The sequence below is a fragment of the Mucilaginibacter sp. P1_D10 genome (genome assembly GCF_056406215.1).
In genome coordinates this window covers 188,749-211,639 of sequence record NZ_JBFUAP010000002.1, presented here as the reverse complement: position 1 = coordinate 211,639, position 22,891 = coordinate 188,749, and the positions used below count along the sequence as shown (strand labels likewise).

General features: G+C 47.4%; 20 protein-coding genes. 14 read left to right on the top strand and 6 right to left on the bottom strand.

Annotated elements, in window-relative coordinates; genetic code table 11:
- The first annotated feature begins 121 nt into the window (after nucleotides 1–121).
- The 11 genes from AC1DYT_RS03370 to AC1DYT_RS03320 all read left to right on the top strand — a co-directional run bounded on the left by AC1DYT_RS03370 (nucleotide 122) and on the right by AC1DYT_RS03320 (nucleotide 11,554).
- A complete protein-coding gene (locus tag AC1DYT_RS03370; protein WP_477468238.1) occupies nucleotides 122–1,108 on the top strand; it encodes a DUF6427 family protein in 987 nt (328 codons plus the stop codon).
- Between the two features lie 45 nt (nucleotides 1,109–1,153).
- A complete protein-coding gene (gene purQ, locus AC1DYT_RS03365) occupies nucleotides 1,154–1,846 on the top strand; it encodes a phosphoribosylformylglycinamidine synthase subunit PurQ (protein WP_477460630.1) in 693 nt (230 codons plus the stop codon).
- 2 nt (nucleotides 1,847–1,848) lie between these two features.
- Nucleotides 1,849–2,601: a type III pantothenate kinase gene (locus AC1DYT_RS03360; RefSeq protein WP_477468237.1), complete on the top strand. Its 753-nt coding sequence runs from the start codon at nucleotides 1,849–1,851 to the stop codon at nucleotides 2,599–2,601.
- On the top strand, nucleotides 2,594–3,910 hold the full coding sequence (gene bamG / locus AC1DYT_RS03355; protein ID WP_477468236.1) for a BamG family beta-barrel-assembly machinery protein: 1,317 nt from the start codon (nucleotides 2,594–2,596) through the stop codon (nucleotides 3,908–3,910). Before AC1DYT_RS03360 ends, bamG begins: the two co-directional genes overlap by 8 nt.
- Nucleotides 3,911–3,921: 11 nt before the next feature.
- Nucleotides 3,922–4,497 carry an LPS export ABC transporter periplasmic protein LptC gene (lptC, locus tag AC1DYT_RS03350; RefSeq protein ID WP_477468235.1) on the top strand — a complete coding sequence of 192 codons (576 nt, stop codon included), beginning with the start codon at nucleotides 3,922–3,924 and terminating at the stop codon, nucleotides 4,495–4,497.
- A gap of 100 nt (nucleotides 4,498–4,597) precedes the next feature.
- The gene (locus tag AC1DYT_RS03345; RefSeq protein ID WP_477468234.1) at nucleotides 4,598–6,706 is read left to right on the top strand and encodes a peptidylprolyl isomerase; all 2,109 of its coding nucleotides are present in this window, start codon (nucleotides 4,598–4,600) and stop codon (nucleotides 6,704–6,706) included.
- Nucleotides 6,707–6,790: 84 nt separating this feature from the next.
- Nucleotides 6,791–7,306, top strand: a complete 516-nt coding sequence (locus AC1DYT_RS03340; protein WP_477468233.1) for a DUF2480 family protein — start codon at nucleotides 6,791–6,793, stop codon at nucleotides 7,304–7,306.
- A gap of 44 nt (nucleotides 7,307–7,350) precedes the next feature.
- Nucleotides 7,351–8,127 carry a DUF3108 domain-containing protein gene (locus AC1DYT_RS03335; RefSeq protein ID WP_477468232.1) on the top strand — a complete coding sequence of 259 codons (777 nt, stop codon included), beginning with the start codon at nucleotides 7,351–7,353 and terminating at the stop codon, nucleotides 8,125–8,127.
- Between the two features lie 2 nt (nucleotides 8,128–8,129).
- Nucleotides 8,130–8,693, top strand: a complete 564-nt coding sequence (locus AC1DYT_RS03330) for a DUF3109 family protein (RefSeq protein WP_477460697.1) — start codon at nucleotides 8,130–8,132, stop codon at nucleotides 8,691–8,693.
- 92 nt (nucleotides 8,694–8,785) lie between these two features.
- A complete protein-coding gene (gene gmd, locus AC1DYT_RS03325; protein ID WP_477468231.1) occupies nucleotides 8,786–9,922 on the top strand; it encodes a GDP-mannose 4,6-dehydratase in 1,137 nt (378 codons plus the stop codon).
- 24 nt (nucleotides 9,923–9,946) lie between these two features.
- A complete protein-coding gene (locus AC1DYT_RS03320; RefSeq protein ID WP_477468230.1) occupies nucleotides 9,947–11,554 on the top strand; it encodes a gliding motility protein RemB in 1,608 nt (535 codons plus the stop codon).
- A gap of 147 nt (nucleotides 11,555–11,701) precedes the next feature.
- Here AC1DYT_RS03320 and AC1DYT_RS03315 read toward each other — a convergent pair whose 3' ends face one another.
- The gene (locus tag AC1DYT_RS03315) at nucleotides 11,702–12,187 is read right to left on the bottom strand and encodes a hypothetical protein (RefSeq protein ID WP_477460639.1); all 486 of its coding nucleotides are present in this window, start codon (nucleotides 12,185–12,187) and stop codon (nucleotides 11,702–11,704) included.
- On the bottom strand, nucleotides 12,184–13,518 hold the full coding sequence (tilS, locus tag AC1DYT_RS03310) for a tRNA lysidine(34) synthetase TilS (protein ID WP_477468229.1): 1,335 nt from the start codon (nucleotides 13,516–13,518) through the stop codon (nucleotides 12,184–12,186). Before tilS ends, AC1DYT_RS03315 begins: the two co-directional genes overlap by 4 nt.
- A 51-nt stretch (nucleotides 13,519–13,569) precedes the next feature.
- Between tilS and AC1DYT_RS03305 the strand changes: the two genes are divergently transcribed.
- Nucleotides 13,570–16,065, top strand: coding sequence for an OstA-like protein (locus tag AC1DYT_RS03305; protein ID WP_477468228.1), 2,496 nt, complete (start codon nucleotides 13,570–13,572; stop codon nucleotides 16,063–16,065).
- Nucleotides 16,066–16,371: 306 nt separating this feature from the next.
- Here the strand turns inward: AC1DYT_RS03305 and rdgB are convergent, their stop codons facing one another.
- Entirely contained in the window at nucleotides 16,372–16,956 is a 585-nt protein-coding gene (rdgB, locus tag AC1DYT_RS03300; RefSeq protein WP_477468227.1) for an RdgB/HAM1 family non-canonical purine NTP pyrophosphatase, read from the bottom strand.
- A 1-nt stretch (nucleotide 16,957) separates the two neighbouring features.
- Nucleotides 16,958–17,593 (bottom strand): hypothetical protein, encoded by a 636-nt coding sequence (locus AC1DYT_RS03295; RefSeq protein WP_477468226.1) that lies wholly within the window; start codon nucleotides 17,591–17,593, stop codon nucleotides 16,958–16,960.
- A 278-nt stretch (nucleotides 17,594–17,871) separates the two neighbouring features.
- Between AC1DYT_RS03295 and AC1DYT_RS03290 the strand changes: the two genes are divergently transcribed.
- Nucleotides 17,872–19,308, top strand: a complete 1,437-nt coding sequence (locus AC1DYT_RS03290) for a peptidylprolyl isomerase (protein ID WP_477468225.1) — start codon at nucleotides 17,872–17,874, stop codon at nucleotides 19,306–19,308.
- Nucleotides 19,309–19,316: 8 nt separating this feature from the next.
- Nucleotides 19,317–20,279: an AAA family ATPase gene (locus tag AC1DYT_RS03285; RefSeq protein WP_477460645.1), complete on the top strand. Its 963-nt coding sequence runs from the start codon at nucleotides 19,317–19,319 to the stop codon at nucleotides 20,277–20,279.
- 78 nt (nucleotides 20,280–20,357) lie between these two features.
- Here the strand turns inward: AC1DYT_RS03285 and AC1DYT_RS03280 are convergent, their stop codons facing one another.
- Both AC1DYT_RS03280 and cysS read right to left on the bottom strand, forming a co-directional pair.
- Nucleotides 20,358–21,224 carry a hypothetical protein gene (locus AC1DYT_RS03280; protein WP_477468224.1) on the bottom strand — a complete coding sequence of 289 codons (867 nt, stop codon included), beginning with the start codon at nucleotides 21,222–21,224 and terminating at the stop codon, nucleotides 20,358–20,360.
- Between the two features lie 87 nt (nucleotides 21,225–21,311).
- On the bottom strand, nucleotides 21,312–22,802 hold the full coding sequence (cysS, locus tag AC1DYT_RS03275) for a cysteine--tRNA ligase (protein WP_477468223.1): 1,491 nt from the start codon (nucleotides 22,800–22,802) through the stop codon (nucleotides 21,312–21,314).
- Nucleotides 22,803–22,891 lie beyond the last annotated feature (89 nt).

Here is a 22,891-nt window from a genome sequence, read left to right as displayed (position 1 = left end):
CTTGCACCAATAATAAGATTTTTTCACTGCGTTCAAGAGATAGTTCTCCCTCGTGCCTCGGTTCGAAATGACATATTGTTATAGTTTTTTTCTGCTATTTTTGCCGCCATACGCAAGGCATATGATCAAGATCTTCAAGGCATACAATCCTGTCAACGTGTTATGGCTTGCCGTGCTTCTTTTCGTGCTGCGTATTGGCTACACCGTGCACGTGCCGGATAAGCTGGCGTTTACCTTCGTAGAGCCCTTTGCCCGCCTGCTGATACCTGTAGCTTACGAGTATGTTTTTTCGCCGGCCGTAAATATGCTGCTGGCCGGCATTTTGGTGCTCGGCCAAGCTGTACTGCTCAATTACCTGGTAAACCATTTCAACCTGCTTAGCAAGCCAAGCTTTTTGCCTGCGTTGATGTATGTTACGCTCACCGCGCTGTTTACCCCCTTCATGGTGCTGAGCGCGCCGCTTATCTGCAATTTTCTGGTCATCTGGATGCTTTTCAAGCTGTTCAGTTTCTATAAAAGCGAGGATGCCAAATCTACCGCTTACGATCTGGGTATGATCGTAGCCGTAGGCTCACTTATCTATCTCCCCTTTATCTTCCTGTTTCTGGCTATCTGGATAGCGCTCGTGATATTCAAGCCCTTCAACTGGCGCGAGTGGGTATCGTGCATATTGGGCTATATCACCGTGTTCTTCTTTTTGGCGGTATTGTATTACCTCAATGGCAGGCTGGGCCGTTTTTACGATATCTGGGCACCCCTCGGTTCTAAATTCCCCAACAGCATCCACATCCGGTATCTCGATTACCTGGTGCTTATCCCGGTCATCATCATTATCGGCCTGTATTTCGTAAAACTGCAGCAAAACTTCTTAAAAAGCTACGTGCACGTGCGCAAATCGTTCCAGCTGTTGTTCCTCATGTTTTTGATCGCGGGGCTGAGTTTTTATATCAAAAGCGAGTTCAACCTCAACCACTTTTTGCTGTGCGCGGTGCCTGCCGCGGTGTTCTGCAGCTACTATTTCATCAACGCAACAACCAAATGGTTTTACGAAAGCCTGTATTTATTGCTGCTTATCAGCATAATATACCTGCAGTTTAACACTTTTTAACTTTTACATTCGTTCAAATTTCGGCCGATGTGTTAGTTTTGTAGCATGAAATTTGGCGTAGTAATATTCCCCGGCTCCAATTGCGATGAAGATATCATCCACGTTTTGCAAAACGTAATGGGCCAGCAAGTAGTTAGGCTGTGGCATAAAGACCATGATTTGCAAGGTGCAGAGTTCATTGTTTTGCCCGGCGGCTTCTCTTTTGGCGATTACCTGCGCTCGGGCGCTATCGCACGCTTCTCGCCCATTATGCAGGAAGTAATACAATTTGCGGCGAAAGGCGGCAAGGTATTGGGCATATGCAACGGTTTCCAGATACTGGCCGAAGCGGGCCTGCTGCCCGGCGCGTTGCTGCACAATAAAAACCGCAAATTCATCTGCCGCAATATTTACCTTAAGCCGCAAACCGCAAACTCGTTGGTTACCCGCCAGCTAGATCCGGAGCGCGCCTTGAAGATACCTATAGCCCATGGCGAAGGCAATTACTTTGCAGATGCCGATGTGCTGAAGGCCATTAACGATAACGACCAGGTGCTGTTTCGCTATTGCGACGAGGCCGGCAACATTACCGACGAAAGCAACCCCAACGGCTCGTTGGAGAACATTGCAGGCGTTTGCAACGCAGAGCGTAACGTGTTCGGCTTTATGCCACACCCTGAGCGTGCATCCGAAAGCCTGGTAGGCAACGAAGACGGGCTGGCGATATTCGAATCGATACTGGCATTGGCTAAGGCCTAAGGATGACATCGCTGGTTATAGATATTGGCAACACTTTAACCAAGATAGCCATTTTTGAGGGTGATGAAATAGTGGTGGTGGAGCAATACCCGGAAATAACCAGGGTAGCGTTAGCTGAATTTTGCAGTTTATACCTACCTGATGCCGCTATTATTTCCACAGTAAAGAACACCGAAAGGCATATTTGGAAAGATGCGTTGGATGCTTTCTCAAATTGTACTCTTACGGAGTTCGACAGCAGCATGGCCAGCGGCATAAATATCCATTATAAAACACCCGACACGCTCGGCCCCGATAGGCTGGCAGCTGTAATAGGCGCGCACCATTTATACCCGCAGGCCGGCAACATCGTTATAGGCGGGGGCACCGCAATCACTTACGATTATGTTGATGCCGGGGCAAATTATTTTGGAGGCAGCATATCGCCGGGTTTAAAAATGCGTTATAAAGCCTTAAATCATTATACAGGAGGCCTGCCGCTGATAGAAACCGACAGCAACTTTGAGGATAATATGGGCCACGACACCGCCTCGGCGATTATGTCGGGCGTGCAAAACGGCATCAAATACGAGCTTACGGGCTTTATAAACGAGTACATAAAAACACAAAAAGCGTACAATATCATACTACACGGGGGCGATAGTATTTTTTTTGATACGCTGTTAAAAAATAGCATCTTTGCCCCCTATATAAAAAATGAGCCTTACCTGGTTCTTAAAGGATTAAACGCAGCTATACAAAAGCATAATGATTAGATATATAAGGCTCTTTATAATAGTTTCTCTTACTGCCACCGCACTGGGTGCAAATGCCCAATCTACCGCAACTACCAGCTCGCCGTATTCCAGGTATGGCCTTGGCGATCTTAGCCCTTCGGTTATGCCGCAGAACATCGGCATGGGCGGTATAGGTACCGCCATCAACAAGATAAACAGCTACAACTATATAAACTTTTTAAACCCGGCTGCCTACTCGTCCATGAATTATGTGGTTATAGATGCGGGCATCTCCAGCAATTTCAACACCCTTAGCAAAAGCGGGCTAAGCAACCAAACCAACTCGAGTTTCAGGCTTAGCCATATCGCCTTCGGCATACCGGTTTCAAAGCAATCGGCTATCAGCTTCGGCATGCGCCCTTATACCGAGCTGGGCTACAACTACCGCCAGAAACAAAGCAATTTCGGCACCGGCCTGCCTGCAGATACCAATGCCGTTAACTACCTCTACCAGGGCGATGGTGGCTTAACAAAAGCGTATTTAGGTTACGGCGTGCGTATAGGCAAGCACTTGTCTATCGGTGCCAATGCATCATACATATTCGGCAACCTTAAAGAAACGCAATCTACCGAAGTGCCAGACCTGTTCGGCACCCTCAACTCCCGTATAGAAGAAAGCAACAGCATCAACGGATTTAATTACGATTACGGCGCACAGTACAGCTTCGATTTTTCGGAAAAGAAACACCTGGTGTTCGGTTACTCGGCATCGGCAAGTTCAAAGCTCAACACCCAAAACAGCTATATCGTAAGTAGCTACTTTACCGAAGCTGGCAGCGAGGGCGTTGCTACCGATAGCCTCATCAACCGCAAGGATGCGAAATCGAAGATAAACCTGCCGCAGATAAACCACTTCGGCATCAGCTACCAGCACGATGGCAAATACATTATCGGTGCCGATTATAGCATAGGCAACTGGAGCTCGCTTACCATAGCCGGCGTAAACAAGGGCCTGCAAAACAGCAAAACTTTAAACGTGGGCGGCCAGGTAACGCCAAACATGTATTCGTTATCCAATTACTTTGCCCGGGTTGACTACCGTTTTGGGGTAATATACGATCAAACCTACCTCAACGTAAACAACACCAATATAAAAAGGTACGCCGCCACCTTTGGCATGGGCCTGCCCTTGCCACGTAACAATACCGCATTCTACAAAATAAACCTTGCGGCAGAGTATGGCAAACGCGGTACGTTAACCAACGGACTGGTAAAAGAAAACTATATCAACTTCCACCTGTCGTTTACGCTTAACGATCAGTGGTTTGTGAAGTACCGCTACGATTAATATTCAGCCGCATGCGCAGCAGGTTATTGGTATTGAGAATAGGGTTGCCGGCATTGTTTATAATGATGCTGCTGGCTGCCTGCGAAAACGATATCAATAAAATAAAAGCTTTAGCAGCGGCCGATTCTACCAAGCCCGTACAGCAAACTACCAACATCGATTTGATTTACAGCGATTCGGCCCTGGTGAAATACAGGCTGAACGCGCCTTTGATGATTGAATATATGGTTGCAAAGCCCTACAAGGTGCTGCCAAAGGGAATCAAGATTACCTTCCTTGATAAAGACGCCATGCCGGCCGGCACCATCACTGCCGATTCGGCCCTTACGCGCAACGACGATAAATTCATCGAGCTCCGTCATAATGTGGTGGCCACCAATGCCGAGGGCACGGTTTACAAATCAGAAGAACTTATTTGGGATATGGCCTTAAAACAAATTTATTCTAACAAGCAAGTGGAGATGACCAAGGTGGGCGGCGATATTATGCGGGGTACCAGCTTTAAAAGCGATGATGCCCTTAAGCACCCCATCTTCCAGAATTCCACCGCTACTATACACGTCAATGGCGACGGATTGCAGCAATAATCAGGCAAATCGGGGGCGCAAAAAATTGTGCTATAGAATTTTAGTAAAAGTTGTATCTTGCGCCTCTTTTTGAGAAATATAAAATAGATATAAGAGTTATATGGGTATCATGGGTTACTTGCGGGATAGGATGGGAACAATCCTCGCAGTTTTTATTGGTTTTGCGCTTTTAGCGTTTGTTGCCGGCGAAGTTATCAAGTCGGGCAGTTCAATTTTCAGGGATAGCAATTCCGAAATAGGCGAAGTGAATGGCTCCACCATCAGCTACAAAGAATTCAACGACAGGTTGGATATGTCTACAAAGCAATTCCAGCAGCAATCGGGTCAGGCCATTTCGCCGCAGATTACTACTTATTTGCAGGAAAGCACCTGGAACCAGTTCCTTACCGACAAGCTATTGAGCAAAGAGGTTGAGAAACTGGGTATCACCGTAGGCGATGCCGAAAGGCAGAACATGATCAGCGGCACCACGCCGGATCAGCAGATTATGCGCCAGTTTACCGATCAGCAAACAGGCCAATTCAGCCGCGATAGGTTAAACCAGTTCCTTTCTTATATCCAGAGCCCACAGGCAGATACTGCGCAGATAAAGCAGTGGGGTACTTTCCTTACCGAACTGATAAAGGATAAGAAAAGGCAAAAATACATGGCCCTGGTGAGCAGCGGCTTGTACGTAAACTCGCTGGATGCGCAAGACGATTACACCGGCAAAAACAAACTTGCCAATTTCAAATACACCGTGCTTGATTATGCATCCATACCGGATGGCAAAGTTACCCTTACCGATGACGATTATAGCGCGTACTATAACGATCACAAGCCCGAGTTCAAGAACAAGCAGGAACTGCGCAGCTTCGATTACGTAAGCTTCAACGCGGCACCTTCTAAAGAAGATACCCTGGCTATAAAAACACAAGCAGATAAGCTAGCGGCCGATTTTAAGGCATCTACCACCGATTCATTATTTGTGCAGATAAACTCGGTTAACAAAGCGCCGTTCCTTTTCCAAAAGAAAGGGTCTTTAGAGCCGCAGCTCGATTCGGTGATGTTCAATGCCGAGAAAGGCTTTGTTTACGGCCCGTACCTGTCTAACGGCTTCTACAAAATAGCTAAACTGCTAGACGCTAAAGTTGGCCCCGATTCTGTACAGGCACGCCACATCCTTATCGACCCTACTAAAGAGGGTGGTTTGGATAAAGCTTTAGCCAAGGCCGATTCATTAAAGAAACTATTGGCAGGCGGCAAAAGCTTTGCTGAGCTTGCGAAAGATTTCTCTACCGATAGGGCATCCGGCGAAAAAGGCGGCGACCTGGGTACTTTTGCCCGTAACGCCATGATACCTATTTTCGACAATGCCGTTTTCAGTGGCAAAACAGGCCAGATACTGGTAGTCACCAGCCAGGCAGGCGTGCATCTTATCGAGATACAAAAACAAATAGGCTCATCTAAAGTAGTTAAAGTTGCTATCGTAGATAAGCAACTGGAGCCTAGCCAAAAAACACAGAACGAGGTTTACAACAAATCGCAAGCTTTCCTGGGCGGCTTAACCAAAGACAACTTTGCAGCACAAGCTAAAAAAGCCGGCTTAGCCGTTAAGAAGGCGGAAGACATAACCGGTACAGCAGCATCGCTGCCTGGCCTGGATAATGCACGCGCTTTTATAAAATGGGCGTTCAAAGCCGAAAAAGGCGACTTCTCTGAAGAAGTTTTCCCAATTGGCGATCAATACGTAATAGGCTCGCTTACCGAAATAAAACCTATCGGCTATTTAAGCCTGGATGCTGTTAAGAAGCAGATAGAGCCTGCCGTAAGGAATATCGTAAAAGGTAAGATGCTTGCCGAAAAGCTTGCAGCAGCAGCAAACGGTGCCAGCAATATAGACCAGGTTGCCGCAAAAGCAGGCAGCAAAGCGGTACCTGTGCAAAACATCGTATTGGCTAATCCGGTTATCCCAGGCTCTGGCCCCGAGTATAAGCTTATCGGCACAATCTTCGGTTCTAAACCGAATGTATTGTCTAAACCTATTGCAGGTACTCAGGGCGTTTACGTTTTCACGCTGGATAGCTTTATCAACCCGGCTGCTTTAACCAACGCCGTTAGGGAGAAACAAACCCTGGGCCAGGCATTAACGCAACGTGCCGATGGGCAGGTGCTTGATGCGCTGAAAGATAAGGCGAATGTAAAAGATAACCGCGCTAAGTTCTTATAAGCTAAATTTAAAGTAATTTTGCATCCGGCAGCAGCGTTATACTGTTGCCGGATTTTTTTTGCTTATAAACGGAACAAATACGCTATGGAAATACAAGAGAACATCATCAATAAAGTTGCGCAAAGCGGCCTGGTTACGCTGGACCCTGCCCAGTTTTACCCGCAAGGCGAACGCGTGGTGTACGATATAAAGGATAATTTGTTCCATGGGCTGATGCTGCGCGAAAAGGACTTCCGCGAATTTGTAAAAGAGCACGATTGGGCACAATACCAGGATAAGTTGGTGGCCGTAACCTGCAGCGCTGATGCCATTGTACCGGCCTGGGCCTACATGTTGTTGGCCAACCGTATGGCCCCCTATGCCAAAGAAGTTGTTTTTGGCGATGCCGGGGTGCTGGAGACTGTTTTGTTCATCAAACAGATAGCCGCTATGGATGCAACGCAATACGCCGGGCAACGCCTGGTAATAAAAGGTTGCGGGGATATACCGGTGCCGGTATCTGCCTACGTAGAGCTTACCAAAAAACTTACGCCTGTGGCAAAAAGCATTATGTTTGGCGAGCCTTGTTCTACCGTGCCGATTTATAAGCGGCGCGATTAAACCCCTGGTGCATAATTCGGTCTATTGGGTTCTATATCAAATAAATGAAGAAATACTATTTTGTGTTTTTACTGCTGGCAGGTTTCGCTACAGCACGTGCCCAGGAAGCCAAAAAAACCGACGAGGTTGCCTTCCAGGCAGGCGAGCAAATTACCTATAAACTGAAATACGGCATATTCAGCGCTGCCGAAGCGGTAATAAAAGTGGAGAACAGCACGCAGAAATTCGACGGCAAACCCGCGTTGCGCATTTTTTCTACCGCCAACACCGCGGGCACCTTCAATTTACTGTTCAAAGTGCGTAACCAATACCAAACTTTTATAGATCCGCATACGCTGCTGCCCTATTATTACTCCGAAGACCGCAAGGAAGGCGGCTACAAGCATTCAGACAAAGTGATATTCGACCACGAGAAGGGCGAGATAACCGCTAACAGTGGCAAATACCCGTACAGCGGCAATGTTTTCGATTTCCTATCGGCCTATTATTTCGCGCGCAATGTGGATGTATCGGGCCTTAAGATAAACGATAAGCTGGATATGCGTTACTTTTTGGAGGATGGCATCCACACGCTTACCATCACTTATCTGGGCAAAGAGCAGGTAAAATGCGGGCTGGGCACCTTCAACTGCTTAAAATTCAACCCAACTATTATCCCGGGGCGCATCTTCCGCAAAAATAGTAAGCTATATTTGTGGATTACAGATGATAAGAACCGCATCCCCGTTAAGGCCCACGTGGAATTGATAGTAGGCAGCCTGGTAATGGATCTGACACAAGCAAGCGGGCTTAAGTATGCCTTAAACCCGGTAAAAAAATAATGATGATTGAAGTAGGAAGCGTTTTGCTGCACGAGGATGTAGTAAAAGAGAATTTTGTATGTAACCTGACTAAGTGCAAGGGTGCCTGTTGCCTCGAAGGCGATTCGGGTGCGCCCCTTAACCACGATGAGCTGGCTGTACTGGCAGAGATATACCCCAAGGTAAAACCCTTCATGACGGCAAAAGGCATCGCCACCATCGAAAGGGAGGGCACCCACGTTACCGATTTTGAGGGCGATTACACCACCCCCTGCGTAGATACGAATAAAGAATGCGCTTATGTTACCTGGGAAAACGGCATTACCAAATGCGCGATTGAGAAAGCTTACGAGCAGGGCGTAATCAGTTGGCAAAAGCCCATATCATGCCACCTGTACCCCATACGTATTACCGCCTACCCCGAATTCGAAGTTTTGAATTACGACCGTTGGAGCATTTGCAGCCCGGCTTGCAGCTTTGGCGACCAACTGAAAGTAAAAGTACACGAGTTTTTGAAAGGCCCGCTTATACGCAAATACGGCGAAGAATGGTACCGCGAACTGGAAGATACCGTTGCAGGAATTTAAAATATTAAAAGGTTTGTATATAACCTTATACCGCCGTTTTCGATTATTTTGGTAATATTGCAATAAATAATTGCTTACTCCAATATTCGTTAATGAAAAAAGCTTTAATCACAGGTATCACAGGTCAGGACGGCGCATATTTAGCTGAATTTTTATTGAAAAAGGGATATGAAGTACACGGCGTAAAGCGCAGGTCGTCTTCATTCAATACCGATCGCATAGACCACCTGTACCACGATCCGCACGAAAAAGGCGTAAGACTGCATCTTCATTACGGCGACTTAACCGATTCTACCGGCTTAATAAGGCTGATACAAGAGATACAACCAGACGAGATTTATAACCTTGGTGCCCAAAGCCACGTTAAGGTAAGTTTCGACACCCCGGAATATACCGCCAACGCCGATGGTATAGGCGTACTCCGCATACTGGAAGCCATCAGGCTTTTAGGCCTCACCAAAAAAACCCGCATTTACCAGGCGTCAACATCAGAGCTCTACGGTTTGGTGCAGGCCGTACCGCAAAGTGAAGACACGCCCTTTTACCCGCGCTCGCCCTATGCAGTGGCCAAACTGTACGGTTACTGGATAATGGTAAACTACCGTGAAGCCTATGGCATGTATGCCTGCAACGGCATATTATTCAATCACGAAAGCCCTATACGCGGCGAAACTTTCGTAACCCGTAAAATTACCCGTGCCGTTGCCAAAATAGCCTTAGGCCTGCAAACCTGCCTGTTCGTAGGCAACCTGTCTGCCCAGCGCGATTGGGGCCACGCCAAAGATTATATTGCCGCCATGTGGCTGATTTTGCAGCAGGATAAGCCCGAAGATTTCGTGATTGCTACCGGCGTTACCACTACGGTAAGGGAATTTATCAAAATGGCCTTTTTAGAGCTTGGCATCGAGGTAGAATTCAGCGGCAAAGATGAAAACGAAAAAGGCGTTATTATAGACGTGAACCAGAAAAAAGTGCAGAAGCTGGGCCTCAACTATGCCGCCCTGCACCCTGGCCAAACAGTGGTAAAAGTAGACCCTAAATACTTTAGGCCTACCGAGGTTGACCTGCTTATAGGCGACCCTACAAAAGCCAAGGAGAAATTAGGCTGGGTACCCAAGTACGATCTGGCAGCGCTAGTGGAAGACATGGTGCACTCTGACCTTGACCTGGCCAAAAAAGATGAACACTTACACAAAGGCGGTTATAAAACGTTGAATTATTTCGAATAGAACAGAAGATCCATCGGCATATATATGAAGAAAATCATACTCAGCACTTTTGTATTGCTGGCTTCTTTCGGGCTTACCAAAGCACAATCTGTGTATCAGCCCTATAATTACCAGTTTTACCAAAAGTTGGATGCCGATGTTTATTCAACCAAAACGCGCGTACATTCGTCAATGAAGCCTTTCTTTGCCGACGACTCGCTTTTGGTGTCGCGCATGAATGCCCTGCTTAACTACGGCGTAGTGAAAAACGGTGCTTATGCCAAAATATTCAACGAGCATTTAATCGATTATAAAAGCACTTCATCAACCTTTTATGCCGATTTGCTGCCCGATTTCAATATCGGCCGCGATTTTACCGACAAAAAAACAACCCATTACAATTCCCTGGGTTTGCAGATTGGTGGTACCGCAGGCAAAAAGTTCTCTTACAACGTAGCGGGCTACCTAAGCAACGCCAAATTCCCCGATTACCTTTCCACCTATATCAACCAGGTGGGCATTGTTCCGGGGCAGGCTTATGCACGCCGCTTAACCAGCGATGCCGATGCGTACAATTGGTCGTACATTACGGCAAACGTTTCGTACACGCCGGTAAAGTTCATTAACATCAGCGCCGGGCGCGATAAAACTTTTATCGGCGATGGCTACCGTTCGGTGCTGTTATCAGATAATGCGTCGCCTTATCCTTTCTTCAGGGTAACGGCCAATGTGGGCAACGTAAAATACATGTCGATGTGGGCATTGTTCGAGGACCCCGCCGCAACCAGCGACCACGGGATCAACCGCAAGAAATTTGGCGTTTTCCATTATCTGGACTGGAACGTGAGCAACCGCCTGTCTTTCGGGTTCTTCGATTCGGTAATATGGGCCAGCGAGGATGACTCCGGCCACGCCCGTGGCTTCGATTTCAACTACATCAACCCGCTTATATTTTTGCGCCCGGTAGAAGCTGCTAACGGCTCGCCGGATAACGCGCTAATAGGCCTTACCAGTAAACTGAAAGTGGTAGACGGGCTTACGCTATACGGCCAGTTCTCGCTGGATGAGTTCGAATCCAAGAACTTTTTCCATAACGCAGGCAGCTACCGTAACAAATTTGGCTGGCAGTTGGGCATCAGAGGCGCTGACTTGTTCGGCGTGAAGAACCTTAACTATCTTGTCGAAACGAATTCGGCAAGGCCATACACTTACTCCGAGCGCGCATCGGTGCTTAACTACAGTGCCAACAGCGAGCCGCTTGCGCATCCCTTCGGTGCCAACTTCCGCGAGTATGTGGGTATGTTGAATTACTCGTACAAACGTTTCGATTTTTCGGGCGAGGGCGATTTTGGCCATTACGGTTTAGATATCAACAACCTTAACTACGGTAAAAACCCGTTCCTTAACTACCAAAACCCGGCAAAAACCGACGGAAACTACATTGGCCAGGGCTTAACCACCAACATGGTTTACCTGCAGGGCAAGGTAGCCTTTTTGCTGAACCCTAAATACAACCTGAGGCTCGAGCTTGGCGGCATTTACCGCACCGAAAAGAACAGCGCATTTAATGATAAAACCAGCATGCTTACTTTCGGCATCCGCAGCTCGTTCCGCGATCTGCATACCGATCTGGCCAGCTTTAAATCGCATTAAGGATAAGTAAGTGGGGGTTTTAACCACAAAACAAAGATAAAATATGAAGAGCACTAAGATTTTACCCCTTAGTGCTCTTCGTATTTATATGCTATTAAGATTAAGGATTGTCTTGCTTCCTGACTCTTATCTCTTGCCTCTCCGCGCTTATTTCGCTTTCATTTCCTCTTTTATCGCCCTTAGAAACTCGTTGGCGTGCTGCGAGCCGATGATGTAAAGCAAGCCATCGCGATCGGTAAGGTGGATGGCATCGTTGCCGGCAGTATAGAAACGGATGGTACCCTTAGAGTGCAGGTTGTAAACAGGATTATTGAAGAGGTAGCGACTGTAGGTGCCTTTCTCTACTTTTACGATGCTGTTAAGGTCTATTTTTACGCGGCGGGTGGTCCACAGGCCATCAAGCGTAACGCTTTTATTGGCCACCACGGTTTTAAAATGCAAAACAAACCCCAGGATGATAGATATGGTGATGATGGCGAAACCCACAACGGCCAGCAAATCGCCGTTGCGTTCGCGTTCGTCGGTAAAAAAGTACGCGGCAAAGCAAAACATCGCTAACATAAGGCGGATAGTAATTGGTATCCACTCGCGGCCCAGGTATTGTTTTTCGGTAAAATCGGCTTTGTCGGTCATAATTTAATCAATTCGAATATAGTAACTTTTTTAGTGTTTTTGCCCACTTTGTACCTTTCGTCGGGCCGGTAACCGCCAAGCCAAATAATATCGCCATTGGCATTCACCAAAACAGGTACATCGCTTTTTTGATGCAGCGGTACCTTCTGGTGAACGAAAAAATCGCTCAGCTTTTGCTTCGTCTTCATCCCCAGCGGGTAAAAATAATCGCCGGGCTGCCAGCTACGCAAGGTAAGCGGATACACCAGCAACTCCGCATCTACCGATGTGGCCAGTGGGTTATCCTTGATGATGAGCGGACTATCATCATGCAAAACACTTAGCTTATACGCCTGGTAATTTACATAAGTTTCCCCCTCGTTAATAACAACAGGCATATTATCGGCCGCTTTTATAACAGCTATAATCAGCGCCCCCCTATCCACCACCAAAGTATGGGTATTGCTGTTGAATACCCTACCTGCATGCTTATCCAGTGCGCTAATCAAATCATCAACCACCTGTTCTACGAATCCGTAAGGTTGCAATAGTTTAAACAACAACAGGCGTTGCGGACTGATATTTTTTATGGCAGCTATGCTGATGCGCACCTCGTCGCCATGTTCCGTTATTACCTCTGCTCGCAGGGCCTCCACCCTTTCGTTCAGCAAGTGCTCCATCTCGCGGAAGTTGCGCAGGTTGCGCTCGAAGGTATCTTCCAGCGCGGGGTTCAATTCCTTAAGCACCGGCACTACCAGGTGCCGTATTTTATTGCGGGCGTATTTTACCGAGGCGTTTGAGCTGTCTTCCATAAAGGCAAGCTTTTGGGTAGCAACTATCTCCTGTATCTCCTCCCTCCCCATAAACAATAAAGGCCGCACCAGGTTACCATTTTTGGGCATAATACCGTGCAGGCCGGCTATGCCGGTGCCTCGCGTAAGGTTCAACAATATTGTTTCTATCGTATCGTTCTGATGGTGTGCAAGCGCAACGGCGTCGTAACCCGCTGTTTGGCAAAGCCCGGCAAACCATTGGTACCTCAATTCGCGTGCAGCCATCTGCGTAGATAATTTATGCTCAGCTGCGTATTGTTTGGTATCGAAATTGGTGGTATGGAAGCTTACGCCAAGCTGCGAGGCCAGCCTGCGGGTAAATTCCTGCTCGGCATCGGCTTCGGGGCCGCGCAGCATAAAATTGCAATGCGCAATGCCGAACTGATAACCTGCAGATTTAAGCAAATGAGCCATTAAAACCGAATCGATACCGCCGCTTACTGCTGCCAGCACTTTTGTGCCGGGCTCAAATAGTTTATTTTGCACAGCAAAATCAATAAAGCGTTCAACAGGAAGCATATCCCAAAATTATTAATTTAATAACCCCTGCAAAAAACTAATTTTGCCCTCGTGATAAAATACGCCTTCAGCCTTCTTTTTGTACTGCTATCTGTTACCGTAATGGCGCAGAAAAAATCCGTGGTGCTGCTTATTCGCTCTAAAAGCCTCGAGCAGATTAAGATAAACGGCAAGGATGTAATCAAAGTGTACCAGGGCACCTTTCAGCAGGATTTTTCGATCATGAGGTCGGACAGCGCATACTTTTATGCGCAGGATAATGCCTTTGATGCCTTTGGCAACGTGAACATTTCGCAGGGCGATACGCTCAATATCTTCTCAGACAAGCTGAATTATAACGGCAACACCAAAATTGCCATACTTACCGATAACGTGAAGATGGTGGATAGAGATGCCACCTTAACCACCAATTACCTCACTTATAATACCGCTACACGTTACGGAACTTATACCAGTGGCGGCAAACTGGTAAATAAAGACAATACGCTCACCAGCCAGAACGGCTATTATTTTGCCGGCAGCAGGGATGCTTTCTTTAGATACAATGTGATTTTGGTAACACCCGATGCGCTGATAAAAACCGATACGCTGCGTTACAACACGGGCACCCGCATCTCCTATTTTTACGGCCCAACCAATATTTACGATACCAAGGACAAAAAAGATACGCTGTACACCGAAGACGGGCTGTACAATACCATAACAGAACAAGCCTTTTTTGGCAAAAAAAATCTCTACAAATCGGGCACCAAACGGTTAAAAGGCGATAGCTTGTTTTACGATAAAAAAGCCGGCTTTGGCCGCGCGGTGAAACACGTGGTATTTACCGATAGCGAGCAGAAGATAACGCTGCTGGGCGATTTGGCCAATTACTACAAAAACGAGGAACGCACCGTGGTTACCAGGGATCCTTACGTGGTAATTGTAACCGAAGAAAAAGATACCACGGCTACTGCGGCCGATACCGCGGCAAGCAACAAGCCGGCTACCGTTAAAAAAGGTTCGCCGATAAAGGCACCATCGCTGGGTACGGTTAAGGCCCCTGTCAGAAACTCGCCTGTAAAAGCCCCGCCATTAACGGTGCCTGTTAAAACCCCCATGGGTACGCCAATTACCAACCCGGGCCTAAAAAAACTAAAAGCCGCCACAGATTCTTTAGCCCGCTTAGCGGCGGCAGCGAAGGTTGATACGGGCAAAAAGCCGGATAGCCTGCTGAAAGTAAAAAAGCCCGAAAAGATAAAGCGCGACTCGATATTCATTTCTGCAGATTCGCTGGAAACCCAGATGGTAACGTTCAAAGATTTGAACATTATGCAGGAGAAACAGCGGCTGGCCGGCATAAGAGATACCTCCATAAAAGTTAAAGCGCCCACCGCTGCAGATAAGGCGGCTGCCGATAAAAAAGCATCCAAATTTTTGGTGGCTACCTCGCTATGGTTGCCGAAAGATAGCCTGATACTGCACCCTATGCAGTTCGGTCCTCCCCCGCCCGTTGTAGTTGCGCCACCCAAGTTGGATAAAGACGGCAAGCCCATCCCTGTGCCCGCAGGCAAGCCCGATGCACAGGGCCGCATCATGCCCAAAATGACCGATCAGCAAAAACTTGATGCCGACCCCGAAGAAAACGACCCGGTATTTGTGGTACGGAAGGTTACGCTGCGCGATACCGCCCGCATCAGGATAATCAAAGCCTTTCATCATGCCAAGCTGTTTAAATCAGATTTGCAGGCCAAAGCCGATTCGATGTTTTACAGTTACAGCGACAGTACCCTGCGCTGCTTTGTAAACCCGATTATATGGACGCAAGGTTCGCAGCTATCTGGCGATACCATTATGATGCAGATGCGTAACAAAAAGATGGATAACCTGATGCTGTTCCCTTCGGCGTTCATCGTCAATATCGAAAAGGACGACTCTACCACCTTTAACCAGATTGCCGGCAAGCGCATGCGCGGCTTTTTTAAGGATGATAAGCTGGATAGGATGTATATATCGGGTAATGCCGAAAGCCTTTACTTTGCGCGCGACAGCACCAAGAAAGTAACAGAGATGCAGCGCTCGCTCACCAGCCGCATGCGGGTGCTGTTTAAAGATAATAGTGCCACGGATGTTTACTTTTTGGTAAAGCCTGAGCACCGCTACGGACCGATAGACAAGTTTAAAGATGACGAGAAGATACTGAAGGGTTTCATATGGAAGCCTAAGGAACGGCCCTTCTCCAAGGAATCCATCATCCCATCGTACGGTAAAAAAGCAGCTACGGTAAAACCAGCCAGCACTACGCCTAAGAAAACCGGAAAAGATAAACAACCGTTGGCTAAACCTCCCGGCGGCAAACCCATGCCCGGCGATAGCACGGCAAATAAATTACCGGCCTTGCTGCCTGTTAAAATGGGTAAAGATACAACCGGCGTAAAACCTGTGATAAAGGGGAAGGCGGATAGCACAGGGCTTAAACCAATCAGTACGCCGGTGGTAGCACCCAAGCGCGATAGCAGTAGCGTAAAGCCAAAGCAAAAGCCGGATACTACGGGTAAAAAGCCATAAAGAGGGTTTCTACCCCCCCACGTCATGCCGAACTTGTTTCGGTACCCCACACGGCAGGTATCGAACCATGCTAACCGACATGCAAAGCTCGTTAGGTATGGTGGCTACTCTTATGAGGGGGTTCTGAAATAAATTCAGAATGACGACAACTTTAAAACGTCATGCTGAACTTGTTTCGGTACCCCACGCGGCAGGTATTGAACTATGCTAACCAGCGTGCAAAGGTCGTTAGCATGATGGCAACTTTTATGATGGGGTCTTGAAACAAGTTCAAGATGACGGGGGAATATTATGTTGCAATTTCATTCAGCCAGCGCGCTCATTCAAAAACGCAATCAACTTCTCAACCGCTATTGCACGGTGGCTGATGGTGTTCTTCTCATCCATGCTCATTTCCGCAAAGGTGATATCATAGCCATCCGGCTGAAAGATGGGATCATAGCCAAAGCCATCGGTACCGCAAACCTCATTACGAATGCTGCCCACAACCACGCCCTCAAAAAAGTGTTCCTCGCCCTGCCACATCAACGAAATAACCGTACGGAACTGCGCCTTGCGGTTCGCCACACCATTTAAGTTTGCCAGCACCTTATCATTATTGGCCTTGTGGTTGCCGTGCGTACCCGCGTAACGTGCCGAATAGATACCCGGCTCGCCGTTGAGCGCGTCAATCTCCAGCCCGCTATCGTCGCCAAAGCAGTCAAGCCCGTAACGTTCCCATATAAAATGGCTTTTGATAGATGCATTGGCTTTAAAGGTAAGGCCCGTTTCTTCTATCTCATCGGTACAGCCTATATCACCAAGCGTAAGCAGGGCAAGCTGGCCTTTTATTTTGGCGGCTACTTCCTGTAATTTGTGGCGGTTGTTGGTAGCAAAAACTAATTGCTGCATATTATAATGTTTTCATCTGGTCCCAAAAGGCCTTCTTGTTTTCATTGCTGCTCATCATCTCATCAAAACCGAAACTATACAGCACCGTGGTTTTCTTGCCCTGCACCGGGCTGTTGAAGGGCAAATTGCCTATACCCTGTGGCAAGGCATCTTTACCCATTATCACCATTTTAAGCGGCTTCAGCAATTCGGCAACTTTGGCAATAGCAAGCGGCTGATGCTGATGGATGTTGAATATCGCTACATCATCCAACACTAAATCTTTCCGTTTAAGGATGCTTTCCATGGCCGTTAAATGCGCCGCGGGGATATGCTCGTCTGATGCATAATTCACCAGTATTACAAAATTCTTATTGTTACCGCCCAGATAATTAAATGCAGGGCGGGGCGTTTGTATTGGCTGAGGAATTACAGGGCTAGCGGTATTTGCAGGCTCAATTTCCCTTGCAGATGACGGGATTACCGGCGTGGCTGCAGGCTGACTAAGAGGTGCAGTAGCTGCCGCAATATCCGGCTCTGCGGCTTTAACCGCTACCGGGGGTGCAGCAATCGGGCCGGCAACTTTATCCTCGGGCAGCAGGTAAAGCTCATCCTGCAGTATAAAACGGAAAGCCTGGGGGTTATCAACCTTCATCATTATTTAACATATTTTAACCAAAAGTACCTAAAGCAGTTGAAGCATTATAGGCATATTCGCACAACGGCTTAATTAATATCGTTTACTGAAGAATTTGCCCGCTATTTAGGCCTCACCCCAACCCCTCTCCAAAGGAGAGGGGCTAAAAAATCCTCTCCAAAGGAGAGGATTTAGGTGACGCTGATGTAAACGGCTTAATTATATATTATTATTAATAAATTTTACCGAAATTTGCGATTTAACGGCCTGCGCGCCCGTCATATTTTTTAACAAAGTTCATGAGAAAATTAGGGATATTCATTGTAAATATTTTTTTAGTAGCCACTATAGCCCAGGCACAAACAGATACTACAAAACAAATCAAGGCCGATACCACCGTAAAAGGCCCTACCGGCCCGGTACGCACCATTGATAAAATTGCTGCGGTAGTTGGCTCCAGCATCATCTTACAATCAGATATCGAGTTGCAATACGCGCAATACCTGGTAAGCGGCCAGCAGCCCCCTCCCGATTTCAAAGCCGTTTTATTGCAGAACCAGCTTACGCAGAAGTTACTAGCCCAACAAGCCGTAATCGATAGCGTGCAGGTGAAGGATGAAGACGTTGATGCCGACGTAGAACGCCGTATGCGCGCCTTTATACAACGCGCAGGCGGACAAGAGAAGCTGGAAGCTTTCCTGGGCCGTTCGGTTATCCAATACAAAGATGAGATACGCCCCGACATCAAAGAATCGATGATTGCGCAGCGAATGAGGCAAAAAATTACTGAAAAGGTAAATGTTACCCCACAGGATATCAAACGCTTCTACGAACTGATGCCGAAGGACAGCTTGCCCACTTTCAATAAAGAGGTAGAAGTTGGCGAAATCGTTTTCGACCCGAAACTTACTAAAGACGAGAAACAGTATTATAAAGACAAAGCCGAGGAACTGCGCAACAGGATCAAGAAAGGCGAAGATTTTGGCGCCTTAGCCAGGCTTTACTCGCAGGATCCGGGTTCCGCGCCCGATGGTGGAGATTTGGGCTTTAACGACCGTAACGGTTTTGTAAAAGAATTCTCGGCGGTAGCCTTCAAGCTGAAAGCCGGCGAAATCTCGCCCGTTTTCGAGAGCGAGTTCGGTTTCCACTTTTTGCAGGTAATAGAGCGCAGGGGCGAGCAGGTACACACCCGCCACATCCTGATAGTGCCCGTAACCACCCCGGCCAGTTTAGACAGGGCCAAGGTAAGCGCCGATAGTTTGTACACCATCATGAAAGCCAACAAGCTGATTGATTTCTCGAGCGCAGCAGCTTTGTTCTCTGATAATAAAGAAACCAAATACAATGGTGGCATGATGCTGAACGCCGATAATGTCCAAACCCGTTCTACGTATATCCCCACAAACCGCCTAGATCCGCAGGTGGCCCTGGTAATAGACACCATGAAAGTAGGCAGCATATCGCAGCCAATTTTGTTTACCGATGCCCAAACCGGCAAAAAAACCTATAAAATTTTATACCTTAAATCGGTTACAGATGCCCATAAGGCCAACCTGGAACAGGATTTTGCCAAGCTGAAAGATATGGCTATGGACGACAAGCTTGACCGCACCGTGAGCCAGTGGTTCGAAAAACGCCGTAAAGAAACCTTCATCAAAATAGACCCGGAATATCAGGCATACCCTATACTACAGAAATGGATAATGCCGGTTACCTCGGCACAGGCAAAACCATAATATAACATATGCAACACCGCTCTGATGTAGAGGCCGCCGACGCACTGAAGCATGCTTACGAGCAAATACGTGCAGAAATTGGAAAAGTAATCATAGGGCAGGACGAGGTTATCAAATTCGTTCTGATCTCTATTTTCAGCAACGGGCATTGCCTCTTGGTGGGCGTGCCCGGCCTGGCTAAAACGCTGCTGGTGCAAACCGTAGCCCAGGTGCTCGACCTCGACTTCAAGCGCATCCAATTCACGCCCGATTTGATGCCATCAGACATCATCGGGTCTGAAATACTGGGCGAAGACCGCAACTTTAAATTCATCCCCGGCCCGGTGTTCTCTAACATTATCCTGGCCGATGAGATAAACCGTACCCCTCCAAAAACGCAGGCGGCACTGCTGGAAGCCATGCAGGAAAAAGCCGTAACGGCAGCAGGCGTTACCCACAAATTAGCTAAGCCATTTTTTGTATTAGCTACCCAAAACCCAATAGAGCAGGAAGGCACTTACCCCCTGCCGGAAGCACAACTGGATAGGTTCATGTTCAACGTAGCCTTAAACTACCCCTCGTTTAAAGAGGAGTTGCAGGTAGTGAAGAATACCACCAGCACCCACCAGGCCACGGTAAGCAAGCAACTGAATGCCGAGCAGATTATCTATTTCCAGCAATTGGTGCGCAATATACCCGTTACCGATAACGTGCTTGAGTACGCTGTAAAGCTGGTATCTAAAACCCGCCCCGATAGCGAGTTTGCTACCCCGCAGGTAAAACGTTTACTTAACTGGGGTGCAGGCCCTCGTGCATCGCAGTTCCTTATCCTGGGTGCCAAATGCCACGCTGTACTCAACGGAAAGTACTCGCCGGATATAGAAGATGTAAAAGCAGTTGCCAAGCCTATATTGAGCCACCGCATCGTACGCAGCTATCACGCCGAAGCCGAGGGTTTGTCTGCCAGCGACATTATCGAGCAATTATTTTAAGAAACTTTATATATATAACAAAAAACGCTAAGCCGATAAGCTTAGCGTTTTTTGTTATAGGCTAAATTTACTGTAGAATTATTCTACCGTAGAAAATATCTCTAACAGCACGTTCCATTTGTGGCTGGCATCCTGTTCCCAAATACGCACATAGTTGTAGTTGTTTACGATATTGCCCTTGCGTATGCGGGCGGTGCCGTAGCTGTAGGCCAGATCGTTACTGGTAGCACGACCGCCATTTACCGTTTGCGACGAAATACTGATGCCCTCGCTGGCTATGAAATCCGAAACTTTTTCTTTGCCCTTTATCGGTTCGAAACCCGGGAAATAATACATCGCACCGGGGCTTAAAAACTCCTTGTAAGCCGCCCTGGCCGACATACCCTGCAGTTGGTTAAGGATTTTATCAGAATCCATTATCAGTCTTTTACCGTTAAAAGGGTCTTTACTTGCAGCTACTTGTTTAGTAAGATCGGGCTCCTGAAAATCGGTAACTACTTCGCCCTCCGGCTCGGGATGCTGTATGCCTAAATCAATCAGTAGTTTATACCTGTTCTCGGTTGGATCCAGTTTCCATACCGAAACGTATTGGCCAAAAACCTTATCATCGTCGGTTTTGCCGTTTTGATAAACGTAGGGGCCGGCGGTAAAGCCCAGATCGCCGTTGGCAGATATACGGGCAACTTTGGGTGCCCAGCTCAATTTGCCGGGCTGTTTGTCGATGGTGGCATAAAACTCAGATATCTTAACCGCGTTTGGTTTAAACACTATCCCTTCGGGATCGGCAACGGCCAAAAAGCCTGCTTTGATGCCTTTGCGCTCAACCAGGTTATTAAAGTCGATTTCGGCATTTACTATCCTGCTTACTTCAACAGGTTTTGTTTGTGCCGATGCATGCTGGACCATGCCAGATAAAACGAAAGCAGCTATCAATAATTTTTTCATAGTGTGTATTGGGCAATATCTATTTTTCGTGTGATAAATGTAAGCATGCCCCGCTTAAATTCAATATGTTATAATCGTTAAAAATGGTTAAATCCGTATCCAATCGGTAGTGCCTTGTTTATTATCGTTCAGTTGGAAACCGATTTGTTTCAGGCCTTCCCTTATCTTGTCAGAAGTGGCGTAATCCTTATTGGCCTTTGCCTGGTTGCGCAGGTTTACAATTAAACCAAGCAAACCGGCTGTATCGCCGCCTTCGTTATCTTCTTGTTTCAACCCTAAAACATCATAAAAGAAATCGTTGTACGTTTTCTTCATACGTTCGAAAGTTGCGGCCGACACAGCACCCGAGTTGCGGGTAGCATCTGTAAATGAATTTGCCCACTTGGATAGGTTGTTTAGTGCCTCTAACGTTTTTGGTGAATTAAAATTGTCGTTCATGCCGTTATAGCAATCTTCGCAAGCCGATATAATCTCGCCCTCTGCCTCGTCATCAACAGCAAGCAGCGCATTTTGTTGCAATACACTTAACTTTTTAGCGGCCTTGGCCAGCGTTTTATAGAACTTCTCGGCAGCATCAAGCGCCTCGTTGCTAAAGTCGACCGTGCTGCGGTAGCTTGCCTGCAAAAAGAAGAAACGTACTACCATGGGGCTATACCCCCTTTTTAGTAAGGAGTGTGTACCCTCGAACAACTCGTGCGGCAGGAAACTGTTCCCCAACGATTTCGACATTTTTTGCCCGTTCACGGTAAGCATGTTCGTGTGCAACCAGTAGCGCGCGGGCGTATTGCCGCAGCTGGCCACATTTTGAGCTATCTCATTGGTGTGGTGCGTGGCCATCAGATCCATGCCGCCGCCGTGGATATCGAACTGATGCCCCAGGTATTTATTGCTCATGGCCGAGCACTCGAGGTGCCAACCGGGAAAGCCCACACCCCATGGCGATGGCCATTTCATCAGGTGTTCAGGCTTGGCTTTTATCCAAAGGGCAAAATCGAGCTTGCCGTGCTTTTCGTGTTGGCCGCCCAATGCGCGGGTATTGTTCAGCATATCTTCCAGCTTGCGGCCGTTCAGTATGCCGTAATCCTGGGTTTGGTTGTATTTCTCTACATCGAAGTATATCGAACCATCCACCTCGTAGGCGTAGCCTTTCTCCAATATAGCCTTCACCAGCTCAATCTGTTCGATGATGTGGCCCGTTGCGGTAGGCTCTATACTTGGCGGCAGGGCGTTGAAGATCTTCATCACATCGTGAAAATCCACGGTGTACCTCTGCACTATCTCCATGGGCTCTAAAGCCGATAGCCTTGCTTTTTTCGATACTTTATCCTCGCCCTCGTCTGCATCGCCCTCCAGGTGGCCTGCATCGGTAATATTACGAACGTAGCGTACTTTATACCCCAAATGCAGCAGGTATCGAAAAATTAAATCGAAGCTGATAAAAGTGCGGCAGTTGCCCAAATGCACATCGCTATATACGGTTGGCCCGCAAACATACATCCCGACGTGGGGAGCATCGAGCGGGATAAATTCTTCTTTTTTACGTGTTAAACTGTTGTAAACAAACAATTTTTGTTCCATGAGCGCAAACTTACAATTTTTAGGGTTCATGTATAATAAATCCCCATCTATCTCATTCAATATTACCCAAACTTAACGGAACGGATAAA